Origin of the sequence: Rhizobium sp. BK196 (assembly GCF_014193255.1) — a bacterium.
GTDB lineage: Bacteria > Pseudomonadota > Alphaproteobacteria > Rhizobiales > Rhizobiaceae > Rhizobium.
This window is the reverse complement of record NZ_JACHZB010000005.1, coordinates 321,728-339,207: the sequence shown is the minus strand read 5'-3', so window position 1 is coordinate 339,207 and position 17,480 is coordinate 321,728. Positions and strand designations below refer to the sequence as shown.

Below are 17,480 nucleotides of genomic sequence, written 5' to 3'. Positions count from 1 at the left end.
CTGGTGCGGAACTGCCAGTGTCGGGCCAAGCGTTATGCCTGGTTTTGGCACAGGCGTAAGGCACAATATCAGGAAACAGCAGCCCTCATGGTTCACAATTTCGAGAATATTCTCGCAGCCTCGGCCATAGCGAAATTCTTCCCCGGCGCTATCGCCCTGGATAAGGTGGATTTCACGCTGCGCCGCGGCGAGGTTCACGCGTTGCTCGGCGAAAACGGCGCCGGCAAGTCGACGCTCATCAAATGCATTACCGGCGCCTATCGTCGCGACGGCGGAAGCCTGACACTGGAAGGTCACGAGATTGATCCGGCCGATACGCTGGCCGCCCAGAAGCTCGGCATCGGCACCGTCTACCAGGAGGTCAACCTCCTCTCCAATCTCAGCGTCGCGGAAAACCTCTTCCTCGGACGCCAGCCGAAGCGTTTCGGCATGATCGATGCCCGTACCATGAACCGGAATGCCCGTGAGCTTCTGGCAGGCTACGGCCTCGATATTGATGTAACCGCACAGCTCGACCGCTTCTCGGTCGCCGTCCAGCAGATCGTCGCGATCGCCCGCGCCGTCGATCTGTCGGGCAAGGTGCTCATTCTCGACGAGCCCACCGCCAGCCTCGATACCCATGAAGTCGAGATGCTTTTCCGCATCATAAATGACTTGAAGAAGCGCGGATTGGGTATTGTCTTCATTACTCATTTCCTCGAGCAGGTTTACGCGATCAGCGACCGCATCACCGTGCTGCGCAATGGCCGGCTTGTCGGTACTCATGAGGCCGCCGAACTGCCGCGCCAGAACCTGATCGCCATGATGCTCGGGCGTGAACTCGCCCAGACGGAGCATGCCGTCAGGGAACACACCATTGCGGCCGGTGAGGTCAAATATTCTTTCGAGGGTTTCGGAAAACGCGGAAAGGTGAAGCCCTTTGATCTCGAAGTCCGCGTTGGCGAAGTCGTCGGCGTCGCGGGGCTCCTCGGGTCGGGGCGTACGGAAACGGCCGAGCTTCTCTTCGGCATCGAAAGCGCCGATAGCGGTGTCGCCAGGATCGGCGGAAAACCGGTGGTGCTGTCGAGTCCACGTGCTGCGATCGGCAAGGGCTTCGGCTTCTGCCCGGAAGACCGCAAGACGGACGGCATTATCGGCGACCTGTCGATCCGCGAGAATATCGCGCTTGCGTTGCAGGCCCGCCGCGGCTGGGCACGGCCGCTTTCACGCGCCGAACAGAATGCAATCGCTGACGAATACATCAAGGCGCTCGATATCCGCACGACCGATCGCGAAAAGCCCATCCGGCTGCTGTCCGGCGGAAATCAGCAGAAGGCGATCCTCGCCCGCTGGCTCGCGACCAATCCGAATTTCCTGATCCTGGACGAGCCGACCCGCGGCATCGATGTCGGCGCCCATGCGGAGATCATCAAACTGATCGAGCAACTATGCGCTCGAGGCATGTCGCTGATCGTCATCTCCTCGGAACTGGAGGAACTGGTTGCCTACAGCTCGCGCGTCATCGTGCTGCGCGATCGCGAACATATCGCAGAACTCACCGGTGAGCACATCAGCGCTGCCGGCATTGTCGACGCCATTGCCGCGGCCGACAAACGAACGGAGGATGCATGACTGCCTCGCTGAAGGCGCTAGGCTTTCGTCTTGCGCCACAATTGATTGCGCTTTTGGTTGTTCTTCTTTTGAATTTCAGCTTCTTCCCGCAATTTCTTGATATGATTGTTCAAAATGGCCGGCTCTATGGGAGCCTTATCGACGTGCTCAATCGTGGCGCGCCCGTGGCGTTGCTCGCCATCGGCATGACGCTCGTGATCGCCACCAAGGGCATCGACCTTTCGGTCGGTGCGGTCATTGCAATTTGCGGCGCCGTCGCAGCCTCGTCGATCGTCGAAGGCAATTCGCTTGCCTATACGCTGGCGCTCACCGTTGTCATCGGTTTGCTCTGTGGCTTCTGGAACGGCTTCCTCGTGGCCGTCCTCAATATCCAGCCGATCATCGCGACCCTCGTTCTGATGGTCGCCGGTCGCGGGATCGCGCAGCTCATCACCGAAGGGGTCATTATGACCTTCAACAATGACGGGCTGATCTTTCTCGGCAGCGGCTCCTTCGCCTTCCTGCCCATGCCAGTCGTCATCTGGCTGATCGTCGGCTTGCTGGTCATCCTGCTGGTCCGCCGCACAGCGCTCGGCATGCTGATTGAGGCTGTTGGCATCAACAGGCGGGCCAGCACACTGTCTGGCGTACAGACGCCGGTGCTGCTGATGGCGGTCTATATGCTGAGCGGCCTCTGCGCTTCCATCGCCGGCATCATCGTCGCCGCCGACATCAAGGGGGCAGATGCCAACAATGCCGGGCTATGGCTGGAGCTTGACGCCATCCTGGCCGTGGTCGTCGGCGGCAATTCGCTGCTCGGCGGCCGATTCAGTATTATCGGGTCACTGATCGGTGCGATGATCATCCAGGCGGTCAATACAGGCATCCTGCTGTCCGGCTTTCCGCCGGAGTTCAACCTCATCATCAAAGCCGTCATTATCCTCGTCATTCTGGTGATCCAGTCGCCAGCCATGCAATCGCTGACCAGCTTCCTGACACGCCAGACGAACGCAGGGGGGCGCAAATGAATTCCAAATACTTGCCGCTCCTTGCGACGGTTGTCATCTTCGTGCTCGCTTATGCGGTCTGCACGCTGCAATATCCGAACATCTTGTCGACCCGTGTCATCGGCAACCTGCTAACCGACAACGCGTTCCTCGGCATTGCTGCCGTCGGTATGACCTTCGTCATTATCTCCGGCGGCATCGATCTGTCGATCGGGTCCATCATCGCCTTCACCGGTGTTTTTCTGGCCGTTATCCTGCAGAACACCAGCATTCACCCGCTGGCTGCTTTCGCGATCGTGCTCATCATCACTACGGCCTTCGGCGCGGTCATGGGCGTGATCATCCATTTCCTGCAGATGCCGCCCTTCATCGTGACACTTGCCGGGATGTTCCTTGCTCGCGGCATGGCCTACGTTCTGTCGATCGACAGCATTCCGATCAATCATGAATATTATTCGACGCTGACCAGCCTCTACTATCGTCTGCCGGGCGGCGGGCGCCTGACGCTGATCGGCGCCATCATGCTGATCGTTTTCGCCGCCGGCATCTTCATCGCCCATCGCACCCGATTTGGAACCAATGTCTATGCGCTGGGCGGCGGCGTGCAGACGGCACAATTGATGGGCGTTCCCGTGGCGCGCACGACGATCCAGATCTACGCGCTGTCGGGTTTCCTGGCTGGCCTATCCGGAATCGTTTTTTCCCTGTACACATCTGCCGGATATTCTCTAGCAGCGGTGGGCGTCGAACTGGACGCCATCGCGGCAGTCGTCATCGGAGGGACACTGCTGACAGGAGGAGCGGGATTCGTGGCAGGGACCTTCATCGGTCTGCTGATCCAGGGGCTCATTCAGACTTACATTACCTTCGACGGTACGCTGTCGAGCTGGTGGACGAAAATCCTGATTGGCCTGCTGCTTTTTGCATTCATGGTAATGCAGAAAGCCATCCTTTTCCTTTCCAGTCTGAACAGGAGATATGGGTAGGAGGAGCGACGGATTGCGCAACAAAACGCTTGAAACCGGTAAGGCAGGGCGAAGAACCCAAACAAGTCACGCGCATGTCGTCGATGAGCTCGGCCGGGCAATCGTTGCCGGCACCTATCCCGTCGGTACGATCCTGCCCGGAGACGGAGAATTGGCGCAGCGCTTCAAAGTATCGCGCACGGTACTGCGTGAAACGATGAAGACGCTCGCCGCCAAAGGCATGGTCGTTGCAAAGGCGCGTGTCGGCACGCGTGTGACGGAAAAGAATTTCTGGAACATGTTCGACACCGAGATCATCTCCTGGCATTTCGCCAACGGTGTCAGTGAAGAGTTTCTCCTGCAGCTTTACGATATCCGGCTAGCTTTCGAACCTTTTGCCGCAGGCCTCGTGGCGGAACGCGCGAGCCCGGAGGAGATCGAATTGTTGCGTGGCCTGGCGCTCGACATGGCCGCCAGCGACCATACCGCCGACAGCCTGGCACTTGCCGATCTGCGGTTCCATCTCGCCGTTTCGGAGGCATCTCACAACCCCTTCATGCGCACGCTCGGCGGGCTCATCGAAGCGGCACTCGTCGGCATGTTTCGCATGAGTACGCCCCCCTCGCAGAACGGTTTTGCCAACATAGCCGAAACGCACATGCGCATCGTCGATGCCATCGCCGCGGGCAATAGCGCAGCGGCGCGCAAGGCAATGGAAGATGTCATCGTCGACGGCAGAGAACACGTTCACGAAGCCTTCTCCGCGCTCGCCGAAACCACCATTTCCTTGCCGATTTCGACTTTTTGAAGCCTCACCTTGCTGCTATGAGCGGCAGAACAGCCGATCTGCAATGGATTCTCGGAGTCTGCCATGGAACGCACCTGCCTTGCCGTCATTCTCGCCGCCGGCGACAGCACGCGAATGAAGTCCGCAAAGTCGAAGGTGCTGCATGAGGTCGCCGGCCAGCCGATGATCGCTCATGTCGTCGGTGCAGTGGCCGCAACCGGCATTTCCTCCGTCGCCCTTGTCGTCGGTCGCGATGCCGAGAAAGTGGCGAAGGCTGGCGATATCGGCGGCGTGAAGATCAGATCTTATCTGCAGGAACAGCGCCTCGGCACCGGCCACGCCGTTCTCGCCGCCCGTGAGGCGATTGCCGAGGGCTATGACGATATCCTCGTCACTTATGGCGATGTGCCGCTGCAGACGGCCGGCCCGTTGCTTGAAGCCCGTAAGGCGCTGGCCGAGGGCAGCGACATCGTCGTCATCGGTTTCCACACTGACCGCCCGACCGGCTATGGCCGCCTGCTCGTCAAGGATGGTGAGCTGATGGCCATCCGCGAGGAGAAGGATGCGACGGATGCCGAGCGCACCGTCACTTGGTGCAACAGCGGCCTGATGGCCATCAACGGACGCAAGGCGCTCGACCTACTGTCACGTATCGGTAACGGCAATGCCAAGGGCGAATATTATCTGACCGATCTCGTTGAGATCGCCCGCTCACTCGGCGGCCGCGTGACTGCCGTCGATGCGCCTGAGGTCGAGATGACCGGCTGCAACAACCGTGCCGAACTTGCCGTCATCGAGCGCCTCTGGCAGGAACGCCGCCGCCAGGAGCTGATGCTTTCCGGCGTGACGATGATCGCCCCGGAAACGGTCTTCCTCTCCTATGACACCGTCATCGGCCAGGATGCGCTGATCGAGCCGAACGTCGTCTTCGGCCCCGGAGCCGTCATCGATAGCGGCGCTGTCATCCATGCCTTCTCGCATATCGAAGGAGCACATGTGAGCGAAGGCGCGACCGTCGGTCCTTTTGCGCGCCTGCGGCCGGGTGCGGATCTCGCCCTCGGCTCCAAGGTCGGCAATTTCTGTGAGGTCAAGAACGGGAAAATCGGCGAAGGCGCCAAGGTCAACCATCTGACCTATATCGGCGATGCCGTCATCGGCTCGGGCACCAATATCGGCGCGGGCACTATCACCTGCAATTATGACGGGGTGAACAAGTTCGAGACGGTCATAGGCAAGGATGCCTTCATCGGTTCGAACTCCTCGCTGGTTGCACCCCTGACGATCGGCGACAGCGCCTATATCGCTTCGGGCAGCGTCATCACGGCCGATGTGCCCGCAGAAGCGCTTGCCTTTGGCCGTGCCAGACAGGAGATAAAGCCTGAGCGGGCAAAGCTGCTGCATGAGCGGGCGCTCGCCGTCAAGGCGGCGAAGAAAGCCAGGGGCTGAGCCTTCTTCCGTAACGCGCGGAAATCGAAAGTGACCGCCGTACCAATTGAGAAATAAGCGGGAATCGCTAGGACTGGCGTCGATATTGATGCCTTAGGGGATGTTTGCATGTGCGGAATTGTGGGGATCGTCGGAAATGCGCCGGTTGCGGGCCGTCTTGTCGATGCGCTGAAGCGGCTGGAGTATCGCGGTTACGATTCCGCCGGCGTCGCCACGATCCATGAGGGCGTCATGGATCGCCGCCGCGCCGAGGGCAAGCTATTCAATCTGGAGAAGCGCCTCGACAGCGAGCCGCTGCCGGGAACGACCGGCATTGCCCACACGCGCTGGGCAACCCACGGCGTGCCGAACGAGACCAACGCCCATCCGCATTTCGTCGAAGGCGTGGCCGTCGTCCACAATGGCATCATCGAGAACTTTTCTGAGCTGCGCGATGAACTGAGCCACGAAGGCGCTGCCTTTCAAAGCCAGACCGATACGGAAGTTGTCGCCCACCTCATGGCGAAATATCTGCGCGAAGGCCTGTCGCCGCGCGAGGCGATGCTGAAGATGCTGAACCGCGTCACCGGCGCCTATGCGCTCGCCGTCATGCTGAAGAGCGACCCCGACACGATCATGGCCGCCCGCTCCGGCCCGCCGCTTGCCATTGGTTATGGCAGGGGCGAGATGTTCCTGGGATCGGATGCCATCGCGCTGTCGCCCTTCACGAACGAGATCACCTATCTCGTCGACGGCGATTGGGCCATAATCACCCGCGAAGGCGCGACCGTGCTCGATTTTTCCGGCAAGGTGGTTAAGCGTCCGCGGCAGATTTCCCAGGCGACGGCCTATGTGGTCGACAAGGGCAATCACCGTCACTTCATGGAAAAGGAAATCTACGAGCAACCGGAAGTCATCTCCCACGCGCTCAGCCATTACGTGGATTTCGCGGCCAACACGATCAGCCCGAATGCATCCGCCATCGATTTCAAGGCGGCGACCGGCCTTGCGATCTCGGCTTGCGGCACCGCTTATCTCGCCGGCTTGATCGGCAAGTACTGGTTCGAGCGCTATGCGCGCCTGCCGGTCGAAATCGATGTCGCCTCGGAATTCCGTTACCGCGAAATGCCGCTGCAGCCCTCACAGGCAGCTCTCTTCATCTCTCAGTCGGGAGAAACCGCCGATACGCTGGCCTCGCTGCGCTATTGTAAGGAAAATGGCCTGAAGATCGGCGCGGTCGTCAACGTGCGGGAATCGACCATTGCCCGCGAATCCGATGCCGTTTTCCCGATCATGGCCGGCCCGGAAATCGGCGTCGCCTCCACCAAGGCTTTTACCTGCCAGCTTGCCGTTCTTGCTTCGCTGGCGATCGGTGCCGGTCGTGCTCGCGGTACGATCAGCGCCGACGACGAGAAGGAGTTGGTGCGCCATCTGGCGGAAATGCCACGCATCATGAGCCGCGTGCTCAATCTCATCCAGCCGCAGATGGAAGGCTTGTCCCGCGAACTCTCCAAGTGCAAGGACGTGCTCTATCTCGGCCGCGGCACCAGCTTCCCGCTCGCCATGGAAGGTGCACTGAAGCTCAAGGAAATCTCCTACATCCATGCGGAAGGTTATGCCGCCGGCGAGCTGAAGCATGGGCCGATCGCGTTGATCGACGAAAACATGCCCGTTATCGTCATCGCACCCTATGACCGTTTCTTCGAAAAGACCGTCTCTAATATGCAGGAAGTCGCAGCCCGCGGCGGCCGGATCATCTTCATCACCGATGAGAACGGTGCGGCTGCTTCGAAACTGCCGACGATGGCGACGATCACGCTTCCGAATGTCGATGAAATCATCTCGCCGATGATCTTCTCGCTACCGATCCAACTGCTCGCCTACCATACGGCGGTCTTCATGGGCACGGACGTCGACCAGCCGCGCAATCTCGCAAAATCGGTAACTGTGGAGTAAGTCCCGACGGGCTGAAATATATTGTATGATAAGCCGAATTCTGGCAGTTTTGTGCCTGCGGACACAGGGGGAGGGCTGGGTGAACCGGCCTGTCTAAAGACTGAAACGGAGTTCATCAGAAAAGATGACCGAGAAGGCTCCCCGTGTGCCGGTCGCAATGCGGCTGAGGAATAATTTTCTCGCCGGCCTTATCATCTGCGCGCCGATCGCGATCACCATCTGGCTGACCTGGACGTTCATCCACTGGTCGGACAGCTGGGTGCGGCCCTATATCCCGGCGCGCTGGAATCCGGAAAGCTACATAAATTTCGCCATTCCCGGCTTCGGTCTGTTGACCGCGGTGATTATCATCACAATCGTTGGCTTCCTCGGCAAGAACCTCATCGGTCAAAGCATCGTCCGCTTCGGCGAATCTATCGTTCAGCGCATGCCGCTGGTGCGCACCATTTATAGAAGCGTGAAGCAGATCTTCGAAACGGTGCTGAAGGAACAGTCGAATTCCTTCAAAAAGGTCGGCCTGATCGAATATCCCGGCCCAGGCCTTTGGGCGCTCGTTTTCATCGCCACCGATGCCAAGGGTGAGATTGGCTCGAAGTTCAATGCGATGGGGCAGGATATGGTTGCCGTTTTCCTGCCGCCGACGCCGGTGCCGACGGCGGGCTTTCTCATCTTCGTTCCGCGCGAGAAGATCGTCATGCTCGACATGAACCCGGAAGATGCCGCCAAATTCCTGATCTCAGGCGGCCTCGTCGCCCCGGAACATTTGCCGGTTGTGCGCCCCAAACCGAAGGCCATATCCAAAGTCGATTAACCGGCTCTGAGGAACCGGATCGCTTCGTCTCGACGGAAGAGATAGAGCAGGGTGCGCACTGCCTCGCCGCGCTCGCTCGTCAGTTCCGGATCGCGCTCGATCAGATAGGCCGCGTCCCTGCGAGCGATTTCCAAGAGATCGGCATGCGCCTCGAGGCTTGCGATACGGAAACCCGGCGTGCCCGATTGCCGCGTGCCCAGAAGTTCGCCCTCGCCGCGCAACTTCAGATCCTCTTCCGCGATCCGGAAACCGTCTTCCGTCTCGCGCATGATTGACAGCCGGGCATGACCCGTCTCACCGAGCGGTCCCTTGTAGAGTAGAATACAGGTCGAGGCCTCGTCGCCCCGTCCGACACGCCCGCGAAGCTGGTGTAGTTGCGCCAACCCGAAACGCTCGGCATGTTCGATCACCATGATCGTCGCGTCAGGCACGTCGACTCCGACTTCCACGACGGTCGTCGCTACCAGCAGCCGCAATTCGCCGTTCTTGAAGGCGAGCATCACCGCATCCTTTTCCGGCCCGCTCATCCGTCCGTGAATAAGACCGATGCCGGGGCCGAGCGCCGAGACGAGCGTCGCATGTCGCTCTTCCACCGACATCAGATCGACTTCTTCGGATTCTTCGACCAGCGGGCAGATCCAGTAGGCCTTCTTGCCTTCCGAGAGCGCACTTTTCAGCCGGCCGACGATCTCCCCGGTCCGCTCGGTCGGAATGGTGATGGTGGTGATCGGCTTTCGTCCGGCGGGTTTTTCGGTCAGCTTCGAGACATCCATATCGCCGAAGGCTGCCAGCACCAGCGTGCGCGGGATCGGCGTTGCCGTCATGACCAGCATATGCGGTGAGATGCCCTTTGCTGTCAGCCGCAGGCGCTGGTGTACGCCGAAACGATGCTGCTCGTCGACAACGGCCAGCATCAGGTTCTTATAGTTGACACTATCCTGGAAGAGAGCGTGGGTACCGATGATGATTTGCGCGTCGCCCGACGCGATACGTTCGAGAATATCTTCCCGCTCGCGGCCTTTGGTGCGGCCCGTCAGCACCTCGACGCCAAGGCCCGCGGCATCAGCGAATTTTGAGATCGTTGCATGATGCTGGCGGGCAAGAATTTCCGTCGGCGCCATCAGCACCGCCTGTCCGCCACTCTCGATGACGGCGGCCATCGACAGCAGCGCGACGAGCGTCTTGCCCGAGCCGACATCGCCCTGCAGCAGCCGCAGCATGCGCTCATCGCCAGCCATATCCTTCAGGACGTCGGCAACAGCCTCCGTCTGGCTGCGAGTCGGTGAAAAAGGAAGGCTTCGCAATATCTTGCCGCTGACTTCTCCAGTGGAATGTACGGGTTGCCCGGCCACCTTGCGCAGCCGCTGGCGCACCAGCGAAAGCGACAGCTGACCTGCCAGAAATTCGTCATAGGCGAGCCTGCGGCGGGCCGCGGTCTGCGGATCTATGTCAGACGTATGCCGCGGCTCGTGCAGCATGTGGAAGCTGTCGCGGATCGACGGCAGGCCCTGCTTCTGCGCCAGCGAAAGGTCGATCCATTCCGGCAGCTCCGGCATCCGCGGCAGCGCAGCCTCGATGATCTTGCGCAGCGTCTTCGGCGAAAGCCCTGTCGTCAGCGGATAGATCGGCTCGACCAGCGGCAGGTTCTCGCCCTCGCTTGCCTTGACGATATAATCCGGATGGACCATCGAGGCGCGGCCATTGAACCAGTCGACCTTGCCGCTGACGGTCACTTCCTCATCGATCGGCAACTGTTTTTCCAGCCATGCTGCCTGTCCGCGGAAGAAGACGAGGGTCAGCTCGCCGGTCTCGTCATGCAGGAAGACCCGGTAGGGAACGTTGCGATTGCCGCGCGGCGGTGCCTGATGCCGGTCCACGCGCGCTGTAATCGTCACGATGGCGCCTTGCGGCGCACGGGCGATCCCCGGCTGGTTGCGCCGGTCGATCAGCGAGGAGGGCGCATGGAACAGGAGATCGATGACGCGGCAATCTTCGGGCGTCTCACGTCCGAGCAGCTTGACGAAGAGCTCCGAGATCTTTGGGCCGACGCCCGGAAGGCCCGAAACGGGGGAAAATAGCGGATCGAGAATGGCGGGGCGCATAGGCGCCAAAATGCGATGAACAATAGGGCCTTGGCAAGGCTGACAAGCCGCTTTTGAGAGTCTATAGAGGCGCATCAACAAAGAAGGTGAATGCCATGACAGGTGTAACGCTCACGAGCGCCGGTCTTGACCCGCGCCGCCGCCGGATTCTTTTCCGCTGCTGGCATCGCGGTATCAGAGAGATGGATCTTGTCTTCGGTCAGTTCGCTGAAAACGAACTTGCCACCATGAGCGAAGCCGAGCTCGACGAGTTCGAGACGATCATGACCGAGGAGGACAATGACCTCGTGCGCTGGATCCTGGGAACCTGGCCGACGCCCGAGCATTTAAAGACACCCATGTTTGCCCGCATCGCCGCCTACAAGCCCGATTTTGACACGCCCCGGATGCCGGAATGATCCCTGGATTTGACGCCAAGAAGCTTGCAGCTGCCGCCGAGCCGCTGACGATCGGCAACGTTCCTGCGGGCATGGAGCCGCTGCTGCTTGCCGAACTCGCCCGCAACGGCGAACCCGTTGCCTATGTGCTCTCAGACGGCCATCGCATGGCCGACCTGGAGCAGATGCTCGGCTTCGTTGCGCCCGATATCCCGGTCCTGACACTGCCAGCCTGGGACTGTCTTCCCTATGACCGTGTATCGCCGAGTGCTGATACCTCGGCACGTCGTCTGGCTGCACTCTCTGGTTTGATCGCGCACCGTAAGAAGCCGCATGCTGCAATCGTGCTGGTGACAGTCAATGCCATGCTGCAGAAGGTGGCGCCGCAGGACATCATCGAAAGCCTGACTTTCTCGGCGCGCCCTGGCAATCAGGTCCGCATGGACGATATCGCTGGTCGGCTGGAGCGCAACGGCTTCGAGCGCGTGGCAACCGTGCGCGAAGTCGGCGAATATGCCGTGCGCGGCGGCATTCTCGATGTCTTTGTTCCCGGATCGGAAGAGCCCGTCCGCCTCGATTTCTTCGGTGATACGCTAGAGAGCATCCGAAGCTTCGATCCAGCCAGCCAGCGCACGATCGGCCAAGTCCGCTCCCTCGATCTCAATCCGATGAGCGAGGTGACGCTGACGCCGGATACGATCAGCCGATTTCGCAAGAACTACCTCTCCACCTTCGGTGCGGCCACCCGCGACGATGCTCTCTACCTCGCCGTATCCGAAGGTCGCCGTTATCCCGGCATGGAACACTGGCTGCCGCTGTTTTACGAGAAGCTAGATACGGTGTTTGATTACCTTTCCGGCTTCCGCATCGTCAGCGATCATACGGTGCGTGAGGCGGCCGAAGAGCGTTCCAAGCTCGTCTATGACTATTATGACGCGCGCCTGAATTCCGGCCAGCCGGGCAAGGGCCAGATGGCGCAAGGCACGCCCTATAAGCCGGTCTCGCCCGGTCAGCTTTATCTCGACAGCAAGACCTTCGCGCGCACGCTCGATGCGATCAACGCTATTAGGGTCTCTCCCTTCAACGAACATGAGGGCGAGGCACGCCGCGTCGTCAATCTCGATGCGCGCCAGGGGCCGCGATGGGCGCGCTCCAATGCTGAAGGCGGCGGCGATGCCGAGCGCATCAACGTCTTCGACGTGGTCGTCAAGCACATCGCCGATAGACGTGCCGGCGGTGCGAAGATCGTCATCACCGCCTGGACGGAGGGTTCGCTCGAGCGCTTGCTACAAGTGCTGAACGAACACGGTCTCGAACGCGTCAAGCCAATTACGGCGCTGAAGGATGTCTCGGGCCTTGCGAAAGGCGAGGCGGCGGCAGCCGTTCTCAGCCTCGAATCCGGTTTCGAGACCGGCGATCTTATCGTCATCGGCGAGCAGGATATTCTCGGCGACCGTATGGTGCGCCGCTCCCGCCGCAGGAAGCGCGGGGCAGACTTCATCTCTGAAGTCGCCGGCCTGGATGAAGGATCGATCGTCGTTCACGCCGAACACGGCATTGGCCGTTTCGTTGGCCTTCGCACCATCGAGGCCGCCGGTGCGCCGCATGCCTGCCTCGAGCTGCAATATGCAGATGATGCCAAGCTCTTCCTGCCGGTCGAAAACATCGATCTCCTGTCACGGTTTGGTGGTGAGGGCACGGAGGTACAACTCGACAAGCTCGGCGGCGGTGCATGGCAGATGCGCAAGGCCAAGCTCAAGCGCCGCCTCCTGGATATGGCCGATGCGCTGATTCGTATCGCCGCCGAGCGCCTGACGCGACACGCGCCCGTGCTGACGACACCCGAAGGGCTCTACGACGAATTCGCAGCCCGTTTCCCCTATGACGAAACGGAAGATCAGGAAAACGCCATCGAGGCCGTGCGCGGAGATCTCGGTGCCGGCCGGCCGATGGACCGCCTCGTCTGTGGCGACGTCGGCTTCGGCAAGACGGAAGTGGCACTGCGAGCCGCCTTCGTTGCGGCCATGAATGGTGTGCAGGTCGCCGTCGTCGTGCCGACGACGCTGCTCTCCCGCCAACATTTCAAGACTTTCTCCGAGCGCTTCCGAGGTTTGCCGATCCGAATCCAGCAGGCCTCGCGCCTCGTCGGCTCCAAGGAGCTGGCGCTCACCAAGAAGGAAGTGGCCGACGGCAAGACTGACATCGTTGTCGGCACCCATGCGCTGCTCGGCGCCGGCATCAGCTTCGCCAATCTCGGCCTGCTGATCATCGACGAGGAGCAGCATTTCGGCGTCAAGCACAAGGAGCGCCTGAAGGAATTGAAGAGCGACGTGCATGTGCTGACGCTTTCGGCAACGCCGATCCCGCGCACCCTGCAGCTTGCCATGACCGGGGTGCGCGAACTCTCGCTCATCACCACGCCGCCAGTCGACCGCATGGCGGTGCGCACCTTCATTTCGCCCTTCGACAGCCTCGTCATCCGCGAGACGCTGATGCGCGAGCACTATCGCGGCGGCCAGAGCTTCTATGTCTGTCCGCGCCTTGCCGATCTCGAAGACGTTCACGCCTTCCTGCAGTCCTACGTGCCGGAGTTGAAGGTTGCCGTCGCCCACGGCCAGATGCCAGCCGGCGAGCTGGAAGACATCATGAATGCCTTCTACGAAGGCCGTTATGATGTGCTGCTCTCGACGACCATCGTCGAATCCGGCCTCGACGTGCCGACCGCCAATACGTTGATCGTGCATCGCGCCGATATGTTCGGCCTAGCACAGCTCTACCAGCTGCGCGGTCGTGTCGGCCGTTCGAAGGTGCGCGCCTTCGCGCTATTCACGCTGCCGGTCAACAAGGTGCTGACCGCAACTGCCGAGCGCCGCCTCAAGGTGCTGCAGTCGCTGGATACGCTCGGCGCCGGATTCCAGCTGGCAAGCCACGATCTGGATATCCGTGGTGCCGGCAACCTGCTCGGCGAGGAGCAGTCCGGCCATATCAAGGAAGTCGGCTTCGAGCTTTACCAGCAGATGCTGGAGGAGGCGGTCGCCGAGGTGAAGGGTGTCGACGAGATTAAGGATAGCGGTTGGTCGCCGCAGATATCCGTCGGCACGACAGTGATGATCCCGGAAGGTTATGTGCCCGACCTGCACCTGCGCATGGCACTCTACCGTCGCCTCGGCGAACTCACCGATCTCAAGGAGATCGACGGCTTCGGTGCGGAGATGATCGACCGCTTCGGCCCGATGCCGGTCGAAGTCCAGCACCTGCTGAAGATCGTCTACATCAAGTCGCTCTGCCGCACGGCCAATGTCGAAAAGCTCGATGCAGGACCGAAGGGTGTCGTCGTGCAGTTCCGCAACAAGGAATTCCCGAACCCGGCCAATCTCGTCGGTTATATCGGCAAGCAGGGCGCGATGGCCAAAATCCGCTCCGACCACAGCCTGTTCCTGACCCGCGATCTGCCGACGCCGGAAAAGCGTCTGCAGGGTGCAGCCGTGATCATGACGCAGCTTGCGGAGCTCGCGAAAAGCTAAGGGCAGCCCGGCGAAAATCGAACTGCCCTCGACTGCGTTTTTCAGTTTGCAGATGCTGACGCTTGTCAATTCATCCCGGCGCGTGCTTCGGCCTTTGCTGCGGCAATTTCCCTGAGGGCGCTTGCCAGCACATCCGGTGTTTGCGCGCCGCTGACGGCATATTGCTGATCGAAAATGAAGAACGGCACGCCGTTGACGCCCATGCGCTGCGCTGCGTCGATTTCCGAGAGAATGACGCTGCTGTCGGCGTCCGAAGCGAGCAGCGCGGCAATGACAGGACGCTGCAGGCCGGCCTTGTCGGCAATATCGAGCAACACGTCGTGATCGCCGACGTTGCGGCCTTCTTCGAAATTGGCCTTGAACAGCGCCGAGACGACGGCCTCCTGCTTCTGCCGGTCCTCGACACCAGCCCAGTGGATCAGGCGGTGCGCATCCAGCGTGTTCGGTCCGATCTTGATGGCATCGAAATTGAACTTGATGCCGACGTCGCGGCCATAGCCAGTCAGCATCTTGTGCGCCTCAGCCACACGTTCGGCGCCACCGAGTTTCTGCTCCAGCATCTTTTTCTGGTCGACGCCTTCGGGCGGATAATCCGGGTTGAGGCGATAGGGGCGCCAGTTGATATCGACGCCGATTTCATCCTGCACCTCAGCGATCGCCAGCTCCAGCCGCGCCTTGCCGAGATAGCACCAGGGACAGACGACATCAGAGACAACGTCGATGGTGATGCGTTCCATTGTAATTCCTATTCTGCCATCCCTCAGTGACGGTTGGCTCGATCGCACAGAAGATGTTTTCGACGATCTTTAGAGGAAGGTCGAGGCAAGAGAAAGGAAATAGAATAACGCGCCTGATGATGTGATTATTGCGCGCTCGTATCCCACCATGTCTGCAACTGATAGCCATAGAGCGGCACAGCATCCGGATGACCGATGCGCTTGTTGCGCGCAACCCACTGCTGATCGATGTGGTATAGCGGTAACACATAGTGACTGGAAATCAGCAGCCGATCATAGGAGCGCACGGCAGCCGTGAAATCCTCTGTCGAGCGCGCCCGCAGCAGATGATCGATCAGCGTATCAAGATTGGGGTCGTTGGCCCCGGCAAAGCTGTCCGTACCCTCGCGCGTGCGTGCGGCCGACGACCAGCGGCCCAGCTGCTCGTTCCCGGGCGACAGCGATGAAGTATAGGCCTTCATGATCATGTCATAGTCGAAACTGTTCGTCCGGCTCTGATATTGAGAATCGTCGACGGTGCGGATGGATGCCGCGACGCCGATCGTCTGCAGCGATCGCTGGTAGGCGACCGCGAGTTTTTCCTGATCGGGATTTTGCGTCATGATCTCGAAGGCAAGCTGCTTGCCGCTCGCATCAGCCATCTTGCCACCCTGGATTGTATAGCCCCCTTGCTTCAGGAGGTCGACGGCCTGCTTCAGCACCTTGCGGTCGCGTCCAGAACCGTCGGTCACCGGCAGCTTATAGCTGCCATCAAGGATCGCGGGGTCGATCTGGTCCTTGATCGGCCCGAGCAGCGCCAGCTCACGCGCATCCGCCGGTACGCCAAAGCTCGAGAGATCGGAATTCTGCCAGAAGCTTTGCGTGCGCTTGTAAGCACCGGAGTAGAGGTTCTTGTTGGCCCATTCGAAATCGAAGACCAGCGACAAACCTTCGCGCACCTTGATATCGCTAAAGATCGGCCGCCGCGTATTGAAGACGAAGCCGAGCATGCCGCTCGGCAGTTTCGGCTTGAACACATCCTTCACGACCATGCCCGACATTGCCGCCGGAAAATCATACGCGTTCGCCCAATGCCCCGGATTGCCTTCCAGATAGATATCAACGTCGCCTTTCTTGAAGGCCTCGAAAAGCGTCGTGTCCTGCAGGAAATACTGCACGGTAAGCTGGTCGTAATTGTCCATGCCGACCTTGGCCGGAATATCCTTGCCCCAATAGTTCGGGTCGCGCTCGTAGGTGATGCTCTCGCCCGGCTTCAGGCTCTTGATCTTGTAGGGGCCGGAGCCGATGGGCGGCGTGAGCGTGCTGCGGTCGAAACTATCGAGGTCGATCGCATGTTTCGGCAGGATCGGAAACAGGCCGAAGATCATCGGCGTCTCGCGATCTGCCTTGTCGTTGAAGGTGAAGCGTACGCTGTGGTCGCCGACCTTCTCCATCTTCGAAACGAGATTGAGGCGGCTGGAGAAGGGCACGCGTCCCTTGTCGCGCAGCAGCTCGAAGGAAAAGATCACATCTTCGGGCGTAACCGGCTGCCCGTCCGACCATTTGGCTTTCGGGTTGAGGTTGAACTGGATGAAGGTACGGTCTTCATCCCATTCCACCGTTTCCGCCAGCAGGCCGTAGAGCGTGAAAGGCTCGTCGCTCGAACGCTGCAGCATGGATTCGTAGACGAGGTTGCCGAATTGCGGATCCCACATGCCGCGCGCCGTTGTACGCATGCTTTTCAGGATAAAAGGGTTCAGGCTGTCGAAAGTGCCGACCACGCCATAGGTGATTTTTCCGCCCTTCTTCACGTCGGGATTGACGTAAGGGAAGTGCTTGTAATCGGCAGGCAGCGCCGGCGCACCGTGCATGGCAATACCATGTACGGGCTCAGCAGCGGCGGCGCCACTGATCAGCGTGAAAGCGGCGAGAAGGGCGATCCGAAGCATTCTGAAATTCCTCGATGCGTGGCGACGGGCACGATTCGGCGGCAGGGTAACATGCGAGCGTCCAATTCCAACCGGACCCGCCGTTTTCTTTACCTATGTGCCAAAATGCCGGAGAAATTGCCAAAGAAATGCTGGATATCTTCAACAGCGCGATGTAACACGTGACCCGAAGTTTTGGGGTCATGCATTTGCCTTAATTTTTTAAGAGGTGGAGTGCCGAACGACCCGGTGGTTGGGGCGGCCGAACGTAGCCCCGCAACGGATATCAGGA

General features: G+C 60.2%; 12 protein-coding genes. 9 read left to right on the top strand and 3 right to left on the bottom strand.

The annotated features are described in order from the left end of the window. Nucleotides 1-87 precede the first annotated feature (87 nt). From ytfR to FHT78_RS19035, 7 genes are all read left to right on the top strand, one after another. Entirely contained in the window at nucleotides 88-1,611 is a 1,524-nt protein-coding gene (ytfR, locus tag FHT78_RS19065) for a galactofuranose ABC transporter, ATP-binding protein YtfR (RefSeq protein WP_183747317.1), read from the top strand. After that, nucleotides 1,608-2,618 (top strand): ABC transporter permease, encoded by a 1,011-nt coding sequence (locus FHT78_RS19060; protein WP_183747314.1) that lies wholly within the window; start codon nucleotides 1,608-1,610, stop codon nucleotides 2,616-2,618. The genes ytfR and FHT78_RS19060 overlap by 4 nt, the downstream gene beginning before the upstream one ends. Continuing rightward, nucleotides 2,615-3,583: a galactofuranose ABC transporter, permease protein YjfF gene (gene yjfF, locus FHT78_RS19055; RefSeq protein WP_183747311.1), complete on the top strand. Its 969-nt coding sequence runs from the start codon at nucleotides 2,615-2,617 to the stop codon at nucleotides 3,581-3,583. Before FHT78_RS19060 ends, yjfF begins: the two co-directional genes overlap by 4 nt. A 13-nt stretch (nucleotides 3,584-3,596) precedes the next feature. Continuing rightward, entirely contained in the window at nucleotides 3,597-4,370 is a 774-nt protein-coding gene (locus FHT78_RS19050) for a FadR/GntR family transcriptional regulator (RefSeq protein WP_183747308.1), read from the top strand. 63 nt (nucleotides 4,371-4,433) lie between these two features. After that, entirely contained in the window at nucleotides 4,434-5,795 is a 1,362-nt protein-coding gene (gene glmU / locus FHT78_RS19045) for a bifunctional UDP-N-acetylglucosamine diphosphorylase/glucosamine-1-phosphate N-acetyltransferase GlmU (protein ID WP_183747305.1), read from the top strand. Nucleotides 5,796-5,903: 108 nt separating this feature from the next. Then, nucleotides 5,904-7,730, top strand: coding sequence for a glutamine--fructose-6-phosphate transaminase (isomerizing) (gene glmS / locus FHT78_RS19040; protein ID WP_183747302.1), 1,827 nt, complete (start codon nucleotides 5,904-5,906; stop codon nucleotides 7,728-7,730). Between the two features lie 124 nt (nucleotides 7,731-7,854). Next, nucleotides 7,855-8,541: a DUF502 domain-containing protein gene (locus tag FHT78_RS19035; RefSeq protein ID WP_183747299.1), complete on the top strand. Its 687-nt coding sequence runs from the start codon at nucleotides 7,855-7,857 to the stop codon at nucleotides 8,539-8,541. Here the strand turns inward: FHT78_RS19035 and recG are convergent. Then, nucleotides 8,538-10,643 (bottom strand): ATP-dependent DNA helicase RecG, encoded by a 2,106-nt coding sequence (recG, locus tag FHT78_RS19030; protein ID WP_183747296.1) that lies wholly within the window; start codon nucleotides 10,641-10,643, stop codon nucleotides 8,538-8,540. The genes FHT78_RS19035 and recG overlap by 4 nt on opposite strands. Nucleotides 10,644-10,738: 95 nt before the next feature. Here recG and FHT78_RS19025 point away from each other — a divergent pair, with 95 nt between their 5' ends. Together FHT78_RS19025 and mfd are read left to right on the top strand one after the other, a co-directional pair. Further along, on the top strand, nucleotides 10,739-11,041 hold the full coding sequence (locus tag FHT78_RS19025; protein WP_183747293.1) for a succinate dehydrogenase assembly factor 2: 303 nt from the start codon (nucleotides 10,739-10,741) through the stop codon (nucleotides 11,039-11,041). Next, entirely contained in the window at nucleotides 11,038-14,544 is a 3,507-nt protein-coding gene (mfd, locus tag FHT78_RS19020) for a transcription-repair coupling factor (protein ID WP_183747290.1), read from the top strand. Before FHT78_RS19025 ends, mfd begins: the two co-directional genes overlap by 4 nt. A 65-nt stretch (nucleotides 14,545-14,609) precedes the next feature. Here mfd and FHT78_RS19015 read toward each other — a convergent pair whose 3' ends face one another. Beyond that, a complete protein-coding gene (locus tag FHT78_RS19015) occupies nucleotides 14,610-15,281 on the bottom strand; it encodes a DsbA family oxidoreductase (RefSeq protein WP_183747287.1) in 672 nt (223 codons plus the stop codon). 125 nt (nucleotides 15,282-15,406) lie between these two features. Beyond that, nucleotides 15,407-17,209, bottom strand: coding sequence for an extracellular solute-binding protein (locus tag FHT78_RS19010; protein WP_183747284.1), 1,803 nt, complete (start codon nucleotides 17,207-17,209; stop codon nucleotides 15,407-15,409). Nucleotides 17,210-17,480: the final 271 nt, after the last annotated feature.

What these genes read in the sequence shown, in the direction of transcription:
- ytfR (WP_183747317.1), top strand. Translation starts at nt 88, where the DNA reads ATGGTTCACAATTTCGAGAATATTCTCGCAGCCTCGGCCATAGCGAAA.
- FHT78_RS19060 (WP_183747314.1), top strand. Translation starts at nt 1,608, where the DNA reads ATGACTGCCTCGCTGAAGGCGCTAGGCTTTCGTCTTGCGCCACAATTG.
- yjfF (WP_183747311.1), top strand. Translation starts at nt 2,615, where the DNA reads ATGAATTCCAAATACTTGCCGCTCCTTGCGACGGTTGTCATCTTCGTG.
- glmU (WP_183747305.1), top strand. Translation starts at nt 4,434, where the DNA reads ATGGAACGCACCTGCCTTGCCGTCATTCTCGCCGCCGGCGACAGCACG.
- glmS (WP_183747302.1), top strand. Translation starts at nt 5,904, where the DNA reads ATGTGCGGAATTGTGGGGATCGTCGGAAATGCGCCGGTTGCGGGCCGT.
- FHT78_RS19035 (WP_183747299.1), top strand. Translation starts at nt 7,855, where the DNA reads ATGACCGAGAAGGCTCCCCGTGTGCCGGTCGCAATGCGGCTGAGGAAT.
- recG (WP_183747296.1), bottom strand. Translation starts at nt 10,643, where the DNA reads ATGCGCCCCGCCATTCTCGATCCGCTATTTTCCCCCGTTTCGGGCCTT.
- FHT78_RS19025 (WP_183747293.1), top strand. Translation starts at nt 10,739, where the DNA reads ATGACAGGTGTAACGCTCACGAGCGCCGGTCTTGACCCGCGCCGCCGC.
- mfd (WP_183747290.1), top strand. Translation starts at nt 11,038, where the DNA reads ATGATCCCTGGATTTGACGCCAAGAAGCTTGCAGCTGCCGCCGAGCCG.
- FHT78_RS19015 (WP_183747287.1), bottom strand. Translation starts at nt 15,281, where the DNA reads ATGGAACGCATCACCATCGACGTTGTCTCTGATGTCGTCTGTCCCTGG.
- FHT78_RS19010 (WP_183747284.1), bottom strand. Translation starts at nt 17,209, where the DNA reads ATGCTTCGGATCGCCCTTCTCGCCGCTTTCACGCTGATCAGTGGCGCC.